Source organism: Streptomyces sp. NBC_00775 (assembly GCF_036347135.1).
In the GTDB taxonomy this organism is placed as follows: Bacteria; Actinomycetota; Actinomycetes; order Streptomycetales; family Streptomycetaceae; genus Streptomyces; species Streptomyces lutosisoli.
In genome coordinates this window covers 1,915,684-1,930,527 of record NZ_CP108938.1, presented here as the reverse complement: position 1 = coordinate 1,930,527, position 14,844 = coordinate 1,915,684, and the positions used below count along the sequence as shown (strand labels likewise).

Here is a 14,844-nt window from a genome sequence, read left to right as displayed (position 1 = left end):
TGCCGCTGGGCCACCCACTGCGTATCGGCCCGAATGCCCGCACGTTGGTGCCCTGCCTCGTGGCGCACGCAGCCGTGGAGAAGCCGCACCGCTCGTTGAAGCAACCTGAACCAAGATGTCGGCTTCTGTGCCGCAAAACGATCGGCCGGAGTCAGAACCAGGATGTGCCTAGGGCTGGGACTGAGCACGCTCAGTGTTTCTGGATGGGGATGCTGTGACGGGCGGGAGGATGGGTGGGTGCTGTCCCGGGTCCGAGGTCTGACTCATGACACCTTTGACCAGAGTGTCTGAATTACACAGTGTCGGCCGTTGGCTGGGGATGGTGCGTTGTCGGTGCCGGGCCGGCGGGGCGTGTCCCGATAGGGGCCTGCCGTTCGTTGTGGCGTCCTCACGATTCTGACCGCCCGACGCGGCCCGATACCGGCAACGCGACGCGCTATCAGACCGGAAGGGGAACGGGCATGTCCAGTACGCCGCCTGCTCCGCAGACCCGTCGTCGTCGCCCTGTGGGGGAGGTGGTGTTGGGAGTGGACACGCACCGGGATGCCCATGTGGCTGCGGTGCTCTCCGTGACGGGGACGGTGCTGGCCACCGGCGAGTTCCCGGCCACTGCGGCGGGATACCGCGATCTGCTGAAGTGGGCCAGGAAGTTAGAACCGTGAGGCGGGCCGGAGTGGAGGGGACCGGCTCCTACGGGGCGTCCCTGTCCCGCTCTCTGCTGGCCCAGGGCATAGACGTGTTTGACGTGAATCGGATGGACCGGGCGGATCGCCGTCAGCGCGGCAAATCGGATCCGCTCGATGCCCAGAACGCGGCGCGAGCCGTATTGAGCGGGCGGGCCCGCGCCAGGGCCAAAGCGGGTGACGGGCCGGTGCAGATCGCGAGAATGTACAAACTCACGAAGGCGTCGGCCGTCAAAGCCCGCACCCAGGCCATCAACCAGCTCAAAGCCGTCCTCATTACTGCTGACCCCGCCTTGCGGGAAGAACTGGCCGGACTGGGCAATGCCGAACTCTTCCGGACCTGTGCGCGGTTCACCGACGTGAGCGGTCTCGAGGAGGTCGGTGACGAGGCGGTGCGGCAGGCCACTCGCGTCACGCTGGGTCTGCTGGCTTGCCGGATCGGCCAGCTCTCCGAGCAGATCCGGGATGTGGACGCTCGTCTGGCCCGCCTCGTGAAATGTCATGCCCCGCAGCTTCTCGAGGTGGTGGGGATCGGTCCGGACACGGCCGTCGCCTTGCTGATCACGGTGGGGGACAACCCGGAGCGCCTGGATAGTGAGGCGTCCTTCGCTGCGCTGTGCGGGGTCAGTCCTGTCGAGCGTTCCTCGGGACGCCGGCAGTACCGTCGCCTCAACCGTGGTGGCGACCGTCAGGCCAATGCCGCGCTCCATCGCATCGTGTTCACCCGTCTGCGGGTCGACCCGCGCACCCAGGACTATTACGAGCGCCGGATCAAAGAGGGGAAGACCCGGCGCGAAATCGTCCGTTGCCTCAAGCGCTATGCAGCGCGGGAGGTCTTCCACCTGGTCGGACAGCTACAGCCAGGACCCCGCTCATAAGGGCTGCGTGATACGGGACATGGTCATTTCCGAGCCCCGGTTGTCCGCCGCGATCTCCGTCGCGTGAGCGGAGCGAGGCCGTTGAGGGGCAGCAACTCCAGGCGGAACCGCCGGCCCGCCCAGCTCTACGGTGTGGGGGGGCGCTGCGGGGAGCGGAGTATGAGCAGGGTGATCTCGCTGGGGGCGAAGACGCGGAAGGGCGGGCCCCAGAAGCCGGTGCCGCGGCTGGTGTAGAGGAGGGTGCGGGGGCCGTGGTGGCTGAGGCCGGCGAGGGCGGGCTGGTCGATGCGGACGAGGTGGTGGAAGGGCCAGATCTGGCCGCCGTGGGTGTGGCCGGAGAGTTGGCGGTCGACGCCGTCGGCTGCGGCCCGGTCGACGAACTTGGGCTGGTGGGCCAGGAGCAGGACGGGGTGGTCGGGGTCGGCGCCGTGCAGGGCTCCGGCGAGGTGGGCGCGGTGGCCGGCGAGGCCGGAGGATTCGGCGGTGACGTCATCTACGCCGGCGACGACGAGGGTGTCGCCGCCGCGTTCGAGCAGCAGATGGCGGTTGCGTAACGGCTCCCAGCCCAGTTCGTCCATGAGGTCGACCCAGCCCTGGGCCTCGCTGTAGTACTCGTGGTTGCCGGTGACGTAGACCCGGGCCCGGGTGGCTCGCACGGTGCCGAGCGGGGCGGCCTGGGCGCGGCGGCGTTGGGCCGTGCCGTCCGCGATGTCGCCGGTGTGGCAGACCAGGTCGGCCTCCAGGGTGTTCACCGTCTCGCAGACCCGCGCAGACCAGCGGGCGCGGTCGAGCGGGCCGTAGTGGGTGTCGGTGATGAGGACGACGCGCGTGCCGTCCAACCCGGCCCCCAGGCGCGGAAGTTGCACGTCCAGGCGGCGTACCACTGGTTTTTGGCGAAGGCGGTGGTGTGCGGCATGGCGGTCCCGTCCCTGAGAGCGGGGCGTCCTCGCCCCTCGTGCCGTGGTTGGAATCAGGGTGGTGAAGGTTGCGGTCACTCGGCAAGCGGGCTTCTGCCAGACGGAGGAACTTCGACAAAATGGCTGGTCAGAGCACGGATCTGTCTGCCGATGGTCACCAGTGCAGCCCACGAAGGGGCGCTGCTGTTCGGGTTGCACCCGAGGGTGCGGTAGATGGCTCCGAGGAACGCATCCACTGGCAGCGCGGCCACAATTGCTCTTTAGTATCCCTTTTGTTGTTGACTGTGACATTTTTTCGCCGGTGCGTGCTCGGTACAGCAGCAAGAATCGCTATCGCCACAGGTCAAGTGATGTTCGTTTCGGCGGGGAGAGTTCCCGGGGCGAGTCCGGGTCGAATCAGCACCGTTGGGCGCTGTTCAGTGTGCTGTCGCTGGTGAGGGCGTTGTGGAGCCAAGAAGCGCTGGATTGCCTTGCGTGCGGGTCGGCGTGGCGAGCGGTCGGACCGATGAGTCGCCGGAGGCACGCTGGGAGGCTGCGGCAGGCGACCAGGAGAGGGGACTCGCCAGCAGATTCTTGGTCTGGTGGTACAGACTCGGTACGCGGTTGACCAGCGGAGACAGCGGACGTTGAGTACGAGAAGCGGCGTTGGCCCGCGTATGGTCCGGATCTTGGGAGAGGGGAGCCGACTGCCGGTTGTGTGACGCACTGACCGTCAACGTTGACGCGGCGACGCGGATTCTCGGCACCGCCGCATGCTCACGTCGCTTGGCCATTGCATGCCGGTGCCGGGCGGTCCGCCTAGCTATGCGCACGTTGGCGAGGGTGCTGAGCGGGGCCTGAGTGCCTGGCGGCACCGAGCCAGGGAGCATGGTGAGTGAGCGAAGCGGTTCGGAGGCGGCGGTTGACCGGCCGGAACCCCGGAGGGGCGCCCCCACGCATGGGGCGCCCCTCCGGGGTTCGGCGGCTCAGTGCCTCACGTGGCGGTACGGAGGCGGCGGGCGTGTCAATCGTGCCCTATTGTTGACTTTGTGTGTGCGGCCCGGTACGTATGGTTGCGAGCGTTGATCATGTCGATGCTCGCACTGTTCTTCTGTGCGGTTGCCGGTTCGCCCTTGCACGTTCATCAGGGGCTCCACCAGGAACTGTCGTCTGAGCACCACACAGTGGCTTGTTCGCCGATGCACGTTCATCATGTGCCGCACCCTGCGGCAGCGGCTGAGCACAGCGTTGAGCCGTGTGGTGAGCCTGCGGAGCATACGCCGCATCAGCCGGGCGACCACTTCGTGGTCGAGTCGACTTCCCTTCCCTGGACGGGTGCACCACGGCTGATCTCCGTCGATTTGGCGACGACTGCCGTAGACATCCCAGCCCTGCTGCAGCCGGTGGGTTGTGTTCGCGATCCGCGGCCTCCACCGGGTAGCGCGGCTCTCCAGACTCGTCTGTGCCTCTGGCGCATTTAGAAGACCGCCTCCGGACTCCGAAGCGAGTCCTTCACCCCTGCATGCCCGTCTGTCTCCATGTCGGAGCCGCGGGTTCGGGTGAGTCGTTGTCGTACGGCGTTCTTCCCGCACCAGAAAGCACGTGATCATGCACCAGTCCTCCTTTGGCATGCCCCCTCGCGGCTTCGGCCGCTCTCTCATAGCGGCGGTCGGCAACACACCGGCCGTCTCGATCTCCGCCCCCCTCACGCCGGAAGGGCGGAACTCCTGGGCCAAGCTCGAAGCTTTCCCTCCCGGCGGCCTCAAGGACCGCTCCGCCCTCCCCAGGTTCGCCATCACCCGCGCGCGGGGCGATCTGAGGCCCGGCGTCGCAATCGTCGAGTCCAGCAGTTCCTGGTACCCCGACCACTACTCCAGCCCCGACGACGCCGGCAACGCACCGGCTCGCGAACACCTCGGACGGCAGGCCACTGCCATGCCCATGCCTGGGCGCCGGACGCCGGCCGCACGGGTCGGTTCTGACCTCTGTGTCCTCGGGGAGCGGTCGTGAGTACCCCCAGCGGCGAGAGCGTCGCTGCCGCGACAACGACGACCGAGGACGCGATGGACATGGCTACGGGAGCAGCCCGTACCGAGCGCCTGCTGGCCGAGGTGCTGGCAGCCGTCCTGCGGGTGGAGCGGGTGTCGGCCGACAGTCACTTCTTCGACGATCTGGGTGCCGACTCGCTGGTGATGGCGCAGTTCTGTGCGCGCGTGCGCAAGCGGGACGACCTGCCGACGGTGTCGATGAAGGACATCTACCGGTACCCGACAATCCAGGGGGTCGCGACTGCGGTTCCTGTCAGCGTGCCTTCGCTCGATGAGGCCGGCGCGGCTGGGGCCGGGACGGCGATCGGTGTGTCACAGGCCCTGGACGTGCGGTTGGCCGAGGTGCTGGCAGCCGTTCTGCGGGTGGAGCGTGTGTCGGTCGACAGTCACTTCTTCGACGATCTGGGTGCCGACTCGCTGGTGATGGCGCAGTTCTGTGCGCGTGCGCGCAAGCGGGACGATCTGCCGACGGTGTCGATGAGAGACATCTACCGGTACCCGACGATCGAGACTCTGGCAGCCGCGTTCGCGGTCGGCGAGCCGTCCCCGGTCCGCGGTCAGGCGCCGTCAGGAATTCCGCTGCCCAGTGAGGCCCAGGCCGTCGATGTGCCGTCAGGTGACTCGGATGAGCCGCCGCTCGGCACGCTGCCGTACGTGCTGTGCGGGGCGGCGCAGCTTCTCTTCTTCCTCGTCTTCTCGTCCGTCGGTGGCTTGGTCGCCATCGAGGGCTACGAGTGGGTCATCGAAGGTTCCAGGACCGTCGACCTCTACCGGCGCGCGGTGTCGTTCAGCGCGGCGGTCTTCTTCGGCCTGTGTGCCCTTCCCATCGTCGCCAAGTGGTTGCTCGTCGGCCGCTTCACCCACCGCAGGCTGCGGGTGTGGAGCGTTGCCTACCTGCGCTTCTGGTGCGTGAAGGCCTTCATCCGCACCAGCCCGGCACGGCTGCTCGCCGGTTCACCGCTCTATGGGCTCTATCTGAGAGCCTTGGGCGCACGCATCGGGAAGGGCGTCGTCATCCTTTCCCGTACTGTTCCGGTCTGCACCGACCTGCTCTCCATCGGTGACGGCACGCTCATTCGCAAGGACGTCCACCTGTCCTGCTACCGAGCGCACGACGGCTGGATCGAGACGGGCTCCGTCACCCTCGGCGCACAGGTGATCGTCAGCGAGCAGACCGTACTCGATATCGACACATCGATGGGCGATGGCGCCCAGCTCGGCCACGCCTCGTCCTTGCAGCGAGGCCAGAGCGTTCCGGCTGGTGAGTCCTGGCACGGCTCGCCCGCGGAGGCGACGACGACCGACTACAGCTCTGTCCCGCCCGTCGCGTGCGGCACCCTGCGCCCGGCCATCTACAGCCTGGGCCAGCTTGCGGCCATGCTGCTGGTGTATCTGCCGATGTCGGTGGCCGGCGTGAGCATTGTGCTCTCCGTCGTACCGCAGCTGAACGCGGTGCTGGGCCCAGAGTCATCGGCCCTCACGAACCCCGCCTCCGTCCTCGCCGCCCTGCTGGCTTCCCTGGTGGTCTTCATCGGTGCCGCGCCGGTGGGTCTGGTCCTGGTGGGAACCCTGCCCCGCCTGCTCCGCCTGGCGATCAAGCCGGACAGGGTTTATCCGCTGTACGGCTTCCACTACGGCGTCCAGCGAGCGATCCTGCGGCTGACCAACATCAGATTCTTCACCACTCTGTTCGGGGACAGCTCCGCGATCGTGCACTACCTGCGCTGCCTGGGCTACGACCTCCGCAACGTCCAGCAGACCGGGTCGAACTTCGGCACGATGGTCAAGCACGACACCCCGTATCTGAGCAAGGTCGGCAGCGGAACGATGGTGGCTGACGGACTGTCGATCATCAACGCCGAGTTCTCCAGCACGTCCTTCCGGTTGTCCAGGACCTCGATCGGGCCGGACAACTTCCTCGGAAACAACATCGCCTACCCCTCGGGCGGCCGCACGGGCGACAACTGCCTGCTCGCGACCAAGGTGCTGGTCCCCATCGACGGGCCCGTACGGGAAGGTGTGGGACTGCTGGGCTCGCCCAGCTTCGAGATCCCGCGCACCGTCATGCGCGACACCCAGTTCGACGGCATGGCCATCGGCGACGAACTACGGCGGCGCCTGGCGGCCAAGAACCGGCACAACGCGCTCACCGCGAGCCTTCATCTGCTGGTGCGATGGTTCCACTTCGTCGTGCTCGCCCTCATCGGCGTGGCTGCCGTCGACCTTTACGACGTCTACGGCGTACTGGTGCTGGCCCTGGCGAGCCTGGTCAGCGTGGCGTTCACCGTCATGTTGTTCACCCTGATCGAACGGGCCGTCACCGGCTTCCGCCCACTGAAGCCCCTGTACTGCTCGATCTACGACCCTGCCTTCTGGTCGCATGAACGTTTCTGGAAGCTGACGTCGCACCGCTATATGGAGGCTTTCAACGGCACCCCGTTCAAGGCCCTGGTCTGGCGGCTGCTCGGCGCGAAGGTCGGTCGCCGGGTCTTCGACGACGGCTGCACGCTGATCGAGCGCACCCTCGTGTCCATCGGAGACGACTGCACCCTCAACGCTGCGAGCGTCGTCCAGTCGCACTCCCAGGAAGACGGCGCCTTCAAGTCCGACCACGCCACGCTCGGCCGGGGCGTGACCCTCGGCGTCGGAGCGTTCGTCCACTACGGCACGGTCCTGGGCGATCAAGCGCAACTTGACGCCGACACCTTCCTGATGAAGGGCGAAGAGGTTCCGCCCCGGGCGCGATGGGGTGGCAACCCGGCCGTGGAGACCGGACGCACCCATGAGTGAGGGCAGACCGAACGGGTTTGCATCCGGCCCCATCACGAAGAACTGACGGAACGGGTCTCTGCATGCAGGTGACGGAAGTCATCGCAGGGGCCCGTTTCTCGGTTTCTCGACGGTTGCGAGGCATCGCACGGCCTGGTCAGGACATACGAGGGGCCCCGACGCGTGAGCTATCTCACGGGCGGGGCCCGTCTTCGTTGTCCTGTGTGCCGGGTGCGGCTCGATCTATGCCGCCGGTGTCAGGTGGCCGGTCGGGGCGTCCGGGTCGGTGGCGAGCTCGGGCCCGTTCGTGCGGCGGCCGCGGGAGAAAGCGCGGCGTGGGGCCGTGACCGGTCCCTGGTTCCGGTCACGGCCCCGCTGGTGCGAACGTTGGTCATCGGCGGTCAGCAGCAACCGTCCGCCTCTTGGCGCTGGTCGAGGGAAGGAACGCCGCTGGCATGGCGCTGGTCTGCACCGCGTCCCACGATCTTCCCGGGGTCGCGATCCGATTCAGGGAACTGGACGGCACGCTGGCGACAGCGGCACAGCTATGGGTGGCCGACGAAGCGCGGCTGGCCTCGAAGAAGGCGGACAGGGTCCACCGTGTCGAGCCGGCCGGCGGCCTCATGACCTGTGCCTGGGCCATCGACGGCACGTCCGTATCAGCCGATGCGGTCGCGGATCTGCTCGACGGGCAGTTCCAGGTGGAGCTCGTAGCCGCCCTGGTCCGTGGGGCCGGAGGTGACGGTGCCGCCGAGGAGCTCGGCGCGCTGGCGGAGGCCGACGAGGCCGTGGTGGGCGCTGGGCAGGGCGAGCGCGAGTCGGGTGGGGGCGGTGTTGGTGATGGTGGTGTGGATGGCGCCGTCGCGGTGGTGGATACTGACGGTCGCTGTGGCGCCGGGGGCGTGTTTGCGGGCGTTGGTCAGGGCTTCCTGGACTGTGCGGTAGACGGCACGCTGGACGGTCGGCGGAAGGTCTTCGGCCAGGTCGGTCTCCAGCTTCGCTTCGATGCCGCTGGTGTCGATCAGTTGCTCCAGGTCGGCGAGCGAAGGCTGTGGGGTGAGTTCGGTGGGGCGGCTGCCGGAGGCGCGTAGCACGCTGACCATGTGCCGCAGTTCGTCGAGCGTCTGGACGCTGAGTTCCCGGATGGTGGCCGCGGCCTTTCGTGTCTCGGCGTCCCGGCTGCCCACCTGGAGTGCTCCCGCCTGTACGGCGATGAGGCTGACCTGGTGGGAGACGACGTCGTGCATCTCCCGGGCAAGCTGTGCGCGTTCCTTTGCCAGGACGCTCTGGTCGGTCAGCAGCCGTTCGTGCTCGCGGGCCTGGGAGATGTCGGCGAGTCGCAGGGACAGCTCGCGTCGGGCCTGGACGAGCTGGCCCAGGAAGACGGGGGCGGCTGCGGTGGCGATGGTATAGCTGAGGTGGAACAGGGTGGCGGGCTGGGCGAGTTCGGAGGTCTTCCAGGACGACCAGGGCCAGGGCAGGAAGTCGGTGGCCGCGAACGTCAGGGCGCAGCCGGCCAGCAGGATGCGGTGGCGGCTGAGTGAGGAGAGCGTGTACAGCGCGATCGTGGTGGCGAGCACGGCGTCGGAGACCACAGCGGCGGCCAGGGTGAGCACGAAGGTCACCAGAGGCAGGCGGCGACGCAGCGCGAGGGCGAGAGCGGCGAGCAGCGCACAGGCCAAGGCCGGTTGCTGTTCGACGTCGACGTGGACCCATGCATCCGCCAGCGCGACCCCGACGAGGACGACGTCCAGGAGCAGAGCCGGCGGTCTTCGGGGGCTCATCGGGTGTCCCCTTCCTGCGGTGGCGCCAGCAAGCCCGCGCGTTCGGCGATCAGGGCTGCCTGGACGCGGCTGCTGACTTGCAGTTTGCTGAGGACGGCGCTGACATGGCCTTTGACGGTGCCCATGCTCAGGTGCAGACGTTCGCCGATGTCGGTGTTGGCGAGTCCCTCGGCCATGAGCACGAGAACGGCATGTTCGCGCTCGGTGAGCCGGGCGGCGAGACGGACGGCGGACGGCTCGCGCACGTCGGCGTCGAGAAAGCCGTCCACCACCGTACGGGTCACCTTGGACGACAGCACGGAGCCGCCCTCGGCCAGGGTCCGTACGAGGTGGGGGAGCTGGTTGGGGTCCGTGTCCTTGAGCAGAAACCCGGCTGCGCCCGATCGCAGCGCGTTCGTCACGTATTCGTCGGTGTCGAAGGTGGTGAGCATGGCCATCACCGGAGGGTCCGGGAGATCGCGGAGGTCGGCCAGGACCGTGAGCCCGTCGACGTCTGGCATCCGGATGTCCAGCAGGACGACGTCAGGGCGTCTCTCCCGCACCGTCCGGACTGCCTCGCCGCCGGAGACCGCCGCAACGACCTCGATGTCTTCCGCCGCATCGAGAATGTGCGTAAAGCCAGTGCGGACCAAGGCCTCGTCGTCGACCACCAATACCCGGATCACGTGTGCTCCGCTCCTCGCATGCCCACCGTCCGATCCCTACCACGCCGGAAGCCGTCCCTCGGCCGCTCGGCCGCGTTTCCCGCCGGTTGGCGCAGCCCGTCCCAGCCAGTCGGCCGGGGTGATTCCCGGCCGGTCGGCTGGGTGCCTTCGGACAGCCGCCGGGGTGGCTGGAGCGGGTGATCGGTCAATGCATAAGTCATGACCCAGAACGCATTGTCGGCCGTGCCGGTAGACGTGTCATGCGATCTTGGGGGGCAGCGCCCCTCTACCGTCGCCAGCCCGCCATCGACGGGACGACTGATCGGTATCGACCTAGCCCGCGGGCTCGCGGTCTTCGGCATGTACTCCGCCCATGTCGGCCCCGACGTGACAGTGGGCGGTCCGGTGGGGTTCCTGCTGGAGACGGCGCGGGGCCGCTCCTCGGCCCTGTTCGCGCTCCTCGCCGGCTTCTCGCTGATCCTCATCACTGGCCGTCCGCACCCCCGGACCGGGCGCTCCGGCCGTCAGGCGGTGGGCAGGATCGTGATCCGCTCCGTCGTCCTCATGGTGCTCGGCTTCGCCCTCACCGCCCTGGACACACGGGTCGACGTGATCCTCAGCTTCTACGGGCTGCTCTTCCTGGCCGCCCTCCCGCTGTACCGGTTGCCGGCACGGACGCTGGCGATCATCGCCGCCGCAGGGGCGCTGATCATGCCGCAGGCTCTTTACTCGATAAGGAAGTCGATCGAGGAGGGGAACTGGGCTGACGTCGTCGCCGCCTGGGACCCGCTGGCCCTGATCAGTGGCACGGACGGCTTCATCGAACTTCTGTTCACGGGGAAGTATCCGGTTCTCACATGGATGCCGTTCCTGGTCGCGGGCATGGCGGTGGCCCGACTCGACCTGACCCGGCCCGGCATCCGATCCCGGCTGGCACTCACCGGCGGGGCGTTCGCCCTGGTGGGCTACGGCGGCTCCTGGCTTGCTCTGCGTCTGGTTCCCCATGCGCTGTCCGCCGTCGCGGCCGCCACGGGCGGCGGCTCGGCGTCGTCTGCCTGGTGGTCCGACACCGTCGGCGAACCCGAGGACCGCACCCCGCTCGCGTGGCTGCTGGTAGCGGCACCGCACAGTCAGACGACCTTCTCCATCGTCGGCAACACAGGCGTCGCCCTCGCGGTGGTGGCCGCGTGTCTGACTGCCGCCGACCGGATGCCGGGCCTGACGCGCCTGGCCCGGCCCCTCGCGGCGGTCGGGACGACGGCGCTGACCGCGTACGTCCTCCACATCGTCACCCTCTGGTTCTTCGCCGGCGTCTGGTACGTGCCCGCGATCGAGGGTGAGACCCTGTCCGCCCTGCCGGTGCTGCTCGGCTTCATCACAGCAGCCACGCTGCTGGCTACCGTGTGGACCCGTCAGTTCCGTCGGGGCCCTCTGGAGCACCTGCTCCACGTTGTCACCCGGCCCGCCCGGCATATCAAGTGAGAGGACCGCGGCCCATGGCAAGGGCCGCGTCGGGGGCCGTCACCCCGACAGAGCCTGCGCGAACGCGCCGTCCTCCTGCTGCACCCCACTGCAGTCGGTCGATGCCCCGCTCGACGAGGGGGCGGTGCTGTCGCACTGCCGGTCGCGGAAGACGGACCGTTCGCGCCGGTCAGGGCTTCTCCGGTCTCTGCTGTGCCCTGGGCAGCAGAGACCGGAGTGTCATCTCCGTGAGTTCGGCCTCCGTGGCGGCCGGGTCGGGGACGACGGCCGCGCGGAAGGATCGGCCGGCCAGCAGGGAGATGAGTCCCCAGGCGGCGGCGTGCGGGGTGACGTCGGGGCGGATGTCTCCGGCTTGCTGGCCGCGATGGACGAGGTCGGCGAGGGCCTGGGCGAAGTGCTGGTGGACGTGGCGGGCGGCTTCACCGAGGGCGGGGTCGTGGGCGAGGGCGGCGGCGTCGGCGAAGAGGAAGCCGTGGGCGCCGCGTTGGTGGAATCGGTCCATGTGAGCCGGGTCGATGAAGGTGGCCAGGACGTCGGGGACCGGGCGTCCGGCGTCGGCGGCCTGGGCGAGGAGTGTGGTGACCGCGGTGGCCGCGTGGTCGAGGACCGCCTCGTACAGCGCGGACTTGGAACCGAAGTTCTGGAAGACGACCGGTTCGGTGACGCCGACCCGCCGGGCGATGTCGGAGACCTTGCTCCGCTGGTAGCCCGTTTCGGAGAAGACCTCGGTGGCCGCGGCCAGGATCGACGCGCGACGTTCGGCGGCGGGCATCCGGGTGCGCGGGCGGGGCTTGCCCCGCCGGTCGGCGGCCGGCTCGGCGGGCGTATCGGACTCGGTCACGTGGGACATCGTATGCGGCCTTGCCACTTTTCTTAGTCGCGACTAAGTTATGGGACGTACTTAGTCACGACTAAGTTAAGGAGGGGTTGTCATGCCCCTGGGACACCTCATGCAAGGCAAGCCACGCACCGATACTCCCGGCGTGACGATCGGGACCCCGCGCGCGTACGAACTGTGCGGCGCGGTCTGCTTCGGGGGCAGGCGGCACCGGGCCTTCGCCCGTCTTGCCGAACTCAGCGGCGCAGAAACCGGGGACCGTGTCCTGGACGTCGGCTGCGGCACCGGCTACCTGACGCGGCGCATGGCTGACCGGGTCGGGCCCGACGGAGCGGTGACCGGCGTGGACCCGTCGCCGTCCGTGCTCGCCTACGCCCGCCGCAAGAACCGCAACCGCACGGGCGCCGCCCCCTGCACCTACCGGGAGGGCATCGCCGAGAACCTCGACCTACCGGGCACCTCCTTCGACACCGTCGTCACCAGCCTGATGCTGCACCACCTGCCGGAGGAGCTACGGCCGACAGCACTGCGCGAGATGCTGCGGGTGCTGCGGCCTGGCGGGCGGCTCCTCGTCGTCGAGTTCCGGCCGCCGAAGAGCGCGATCGGCCGCCACCTGATCCACGGCGGAGTCGGTCACGCCATGGCGCACAACCGGGTCGACCTGCTGGACGGGCTCATCGGCGACGCGGGTTTCGAGGTGCGAGGGAGCGGCGACGTACGGCCGTGGCTGACCTACGTCCAGGCCGTGCGCCCGATCCCGCCGGACACGACCACCCGCCAGTGACAACCGCGTCCGTCGCCTGACAGCGAACAGTGAGGGTCCTACGGGCCGAGTCGCACTGCGCGGCGGGCGACTCCGGGTCGGCACATTTGCCGCCGGGACGTCCCCCGAGCCGAGGATGCGGGCTGGTTCACAGGTTTTCTCGCGGTCGGACACAGGTGGGGTCGTTAGCGTCCGGGCTTCAAACGCGTAGAGCCGTGGCGTGTGGCGACGGACGCGAGGCGGGGAACGAGGGGCGTGGAGAGTCAGGAGTACGCCGGGAAGCGGTGGAGCGCTGCCGATGCGGTGTGGTGGGTCGGGCGCATCCTCGTGTACGTGGTGGTCGGCGGTATCGCTCTGATCGCGATCGCCACGGTCGCCTCGTTCGTCGGGCCGATGGTTGCCCTCGATCTGTACACGCCCCCGGTGGCCGCGTGGTGGACGGTGTTCACGGCCGTGGTCGTGCAGGCAGTTCCGTTCCTGCTGCTGGGCACGCTCGTGTCGGCCGCGATCGGGGCCTTCGTGCCCGAGCGGGTCTTCAGCAAACTGCTGCCGCGCAATCCGGCGCTCGCCGTCCCCATCGCGGGCGCCGCCGGCGCCGTACTGCCGGGGTGTGAGTGCGCGTCCGTGCCGGTGGCCGACAGTCTGATGCGGCGCGGGGTCGCGCCGGCCGCCGCGCTCGCCTTTCTTCTCTCCGCGCCCGCCATCAATCCGGTGGTCCTGGTAGCGACGTCCATCGCCTTCCCCGGTCAGCCCGCCATGGTGCTCGGGCGGCTTGTCGCCTCGCTCGCCACGGCCGTGGTGATGGGCTGGCTGTGGGTCCGGTTCGGGCGGGAGGAGTGGCTGCGGCTGCCCAAACGGCGTACGGAACCCGGGTCCGGGGCGCCGAAGAGCGGGGTGGGGCGGCTGCTGGAGTTCCGCGCCGGACTGCAACACGACTTCCTGCACGCGGGCGGATTCCTCGTCCTGGGCGCGGCGGCCGCGGCGACCTTCAACATCGCCGTACCGCGCTCGGTGCTCGACGTGTTCACCGGCTCCGGGTGGCTGTCGGTGCTGCTGCTCGCCGTACTGGCCGTCGTGCTGTGCGTGTGCAGTGAGGCCGACGCGTTCGTCGCCGCCTCGCTGAGCGGGTTCTCGCCGATGGCGCGGCTCGCCTTCATGGTCGTCGGGCCGATGGTGGACCTGAAGCTGATCGCGCTTCAGGCGGGGACGTTCGGGCGGGCGTTCGCGGTCAGGTTCTCGGCGGCCACGTGGGTCGTCGCGGTGGTGAGCAGTGTGCTCGTGGGGTGGTGGCTGCTGTGAGGCGGTACGGGCCGGCGCTGTTGCTGGTCGTGTGCGGGGCCGCGGTCCTGCGGATCTCGCTCTTCAGCGAGCTGTATCTGCGGTACGTGCAGGCCGGGCTGCGGCCCTACCTGGTCGTCTCGGGGGTGCTGCTGCTCGTCCTGGGGATCGTGGGGGCAGTCGTCGCCATGAGGGTGGCCAAGGATGACCACGCCCACGAGGAACACGAGGAAAAGAACGAGGGCGACGAGCACGGTCACGACCACAGCCACGGACCGAGAGTCGCCTGGCTCCTCACCGTCCCGGCCGCCGCCCTCCTTCTCTTCCCGCCCCCCGCCCTCGGCTCGTACAGCGCCGAACGGGAGGCGGCCACGTACGCCGCCCAGGGCATCGGCAAGTTCGACGCCCTGCCGAAGGGTGACCCGGTCGACCTCACGCTCAGCCAGTTCAATTCCCGTGCCATCTACGACAGCGGCAGGACGATGAAGGGCCGGACTATCCGGATGATCGGCTTCGTCAGCAAGGACGACAACGGCACCTGGTATCTGACCCGGCTCCTCATCTCCTGCTGCGCGGCGGACGCCCGTCCGGACAAGGTGGAGATCCGCGGCGCCGACACTCCGTCCACCGACAGCTGGGTGTCCGTCACCGGCACCTGGGTGCCGAAGGGCAAGCTCGGTTCGGACGCGGCGTGGCCGCCGGTCCTCGACGCCACCGACGTCAAGCACATCAAACAGCCCGACAGCCCGTACGAGAAGCGGTAGCTACGCCGTCGATCCTG

General features: G+C 68.7%; 9 protein-coding genes and 2 pseudogenes. 7 read left to right on the top strand and 4 right to left on the bottom strand.

Annotation, left to right across the window (positions count from 1 at the left end; translation table 11 throughout):
• Positions 1-461 precede the first annotated feature (461 nt).
• Positions 462-1,561, top strand: a pseudogene (locus OIC96_RS08760) (IS110 family transposase).
• A gap of 125 nt (positions 1,562-1,686) precedes the next feature.
• On the opposite strand, the pseudogene OIC96_RS08755 reads toward OIC96_RS08760, so the two are convergent.
• A pseudogene (locus tag OIC96_RS08755) lies at positions 1,687-2,457 on the bottom strand (metallophosphoesterase); the annotation flags it as partial.
• A gap of 1,608 nt (positions 2,458-4,065) precedes the next feature.
• Here OIC96_RS08755 and OIC96_RS08750 point away from each other — a divergent pair.
• Both OIC96_RS08750 and OIC96_RS08745 read left to right on the top strand, forming a co-directional pair.
• A complete protein-coding gene (locus OIC96_RS08750) occupies positions 4,066-4,467 on the top strand; it encodes a hypothetical protein (protein ID WP_330462121.1) in 402 nt (133 codons plus the stop codon).
• 59 nt (positions 4,468-4,526) lie between these two features.
• Positions 4,527-7,295 carry a Pls/PosA family non-ribosomal peptide synthetase gene (locus OIC96_RS08745; RefSeq protein WP_330310347.1) on the top strand — a complete coding sequence of 923 codons (2,769 nt, stop codon included), beginning with the start codon at positions 4,527-4,529 and terminating at the stop codon, positions 7,293-7,295.
• Between the two features lie 638 nt (positions 7,296-7,933).
• On the opposite strand, the gene OIC96_RS08740 is transcribed toward OIC96_RS08745, so the two are convergent.
• Both OIC96_RS08740 and OIC96_RS08735 read right to left on the bottom strand, forming a co-directional pair.
• Positions 7,934-9,058, bottom strand: coding sequence for a sensor histidine kinase (locus tag OIC96_RS08740; RefSeq protein ID WP_330308425.1), 1,125 nt, complete (start codon positions 9,056-9,058; stop codon positions 7,934-7,936).
• On the bottom strand, positions 9,055-9,723 hold the full coding sequence (locus OIC96_RS08735; RefSeq protein ID WP_330308426.1) for a response regulator transcription factor: 669 nt from the start codon (positions 9,721-9,723) through the stop codon (positions 9,055-9,057). Before OIC96_RS08735 ends, OIC96_RS08740 begins: the two co-directional genes overlap by 4 nt.
• Before the next feature lie 198 nt (positions 9,724-9,921).
• Here OIC96_RS08735 and OIC96_RS08730 point away from each other — a divergent pair, with 198 nt between their 5' ends.
• A complete protein-coding gene (locus tag OIC96_RS08730; RefSeq protein ID WP_330308427.1) occupies positions 9,922-11,184 on the top strand; it encodes a DUF418 domain-containing protein in 1,263 nt (420 codons plus the stop codon).
• 169 nt (positions 11,185-11,353) lie between these two features.
• Here the strand turns inward: OIC96_RS08730 and OIC96_RS08725 are convergent, their stop codons facing one another.
• Positions 11,354-12,025 carry a TetR/AcrR family transcriptional regulator gene (locus tag OIC96_RS08725; RefSeq protein WP_330308428.1) on the bottom strand — a complete coding sequence of 224 codons (672 nt, stop codon included), beginning with the start codon at positions 12,023-12,025 and terminating at the stop codon, positions 11,354-11,356.
• A gap of 142 nt (positions 12,026-12,167) precedes the next feature.
• On the opposite strand from OIC96_RS08725, the gene OIC96_RS08720 reads away from it, so the two are divergent.
• From OIC96_RS08720 to OIC96_RS08710, 3 genes are all read left to right on the top strand, one after another.
• Complete coding sequence (locus OIC96_RS08720) at positions 12,168-12,806, top strand: class I SAM-dependent methyltransferase (protein WP_330308429.1); 639 nt, start codon at positions 12,168-12,170, stop codon at positions 12,804-12,806.
• A gap of 282 nt (positions 12,807-13,088) precedes the next feature.
• The gene (locus OIC96_RS08715; protein ID WP_330310348.1) at positions 13,089-14,084 is read left to right on the top strand and encodes a permease; all 996 of its coding nucleotides are present in this window, start codon (positions 13,089-13,091) and stop codon (positions 14,082-14,084) included.
• The gene (locus OIC96_RS08710; RefSeq protein ID WP_330308430.1) at positions 14,081-14,827 is read left to right on the top strand and encodes a TIGR03943 family putative permease subunit; all 747 of its coding nucleotides are present in this window, start codon (positions 14,081-14,083) and stop codon (positions 14,825-14,827) included. Before OIC96_RS08715 ends, OIC96_RS08710 begins: the two co-directional genes overlap by 4 nt.
• Positions 14,828-14,844 lie beyond the last annotated feature (17 nt).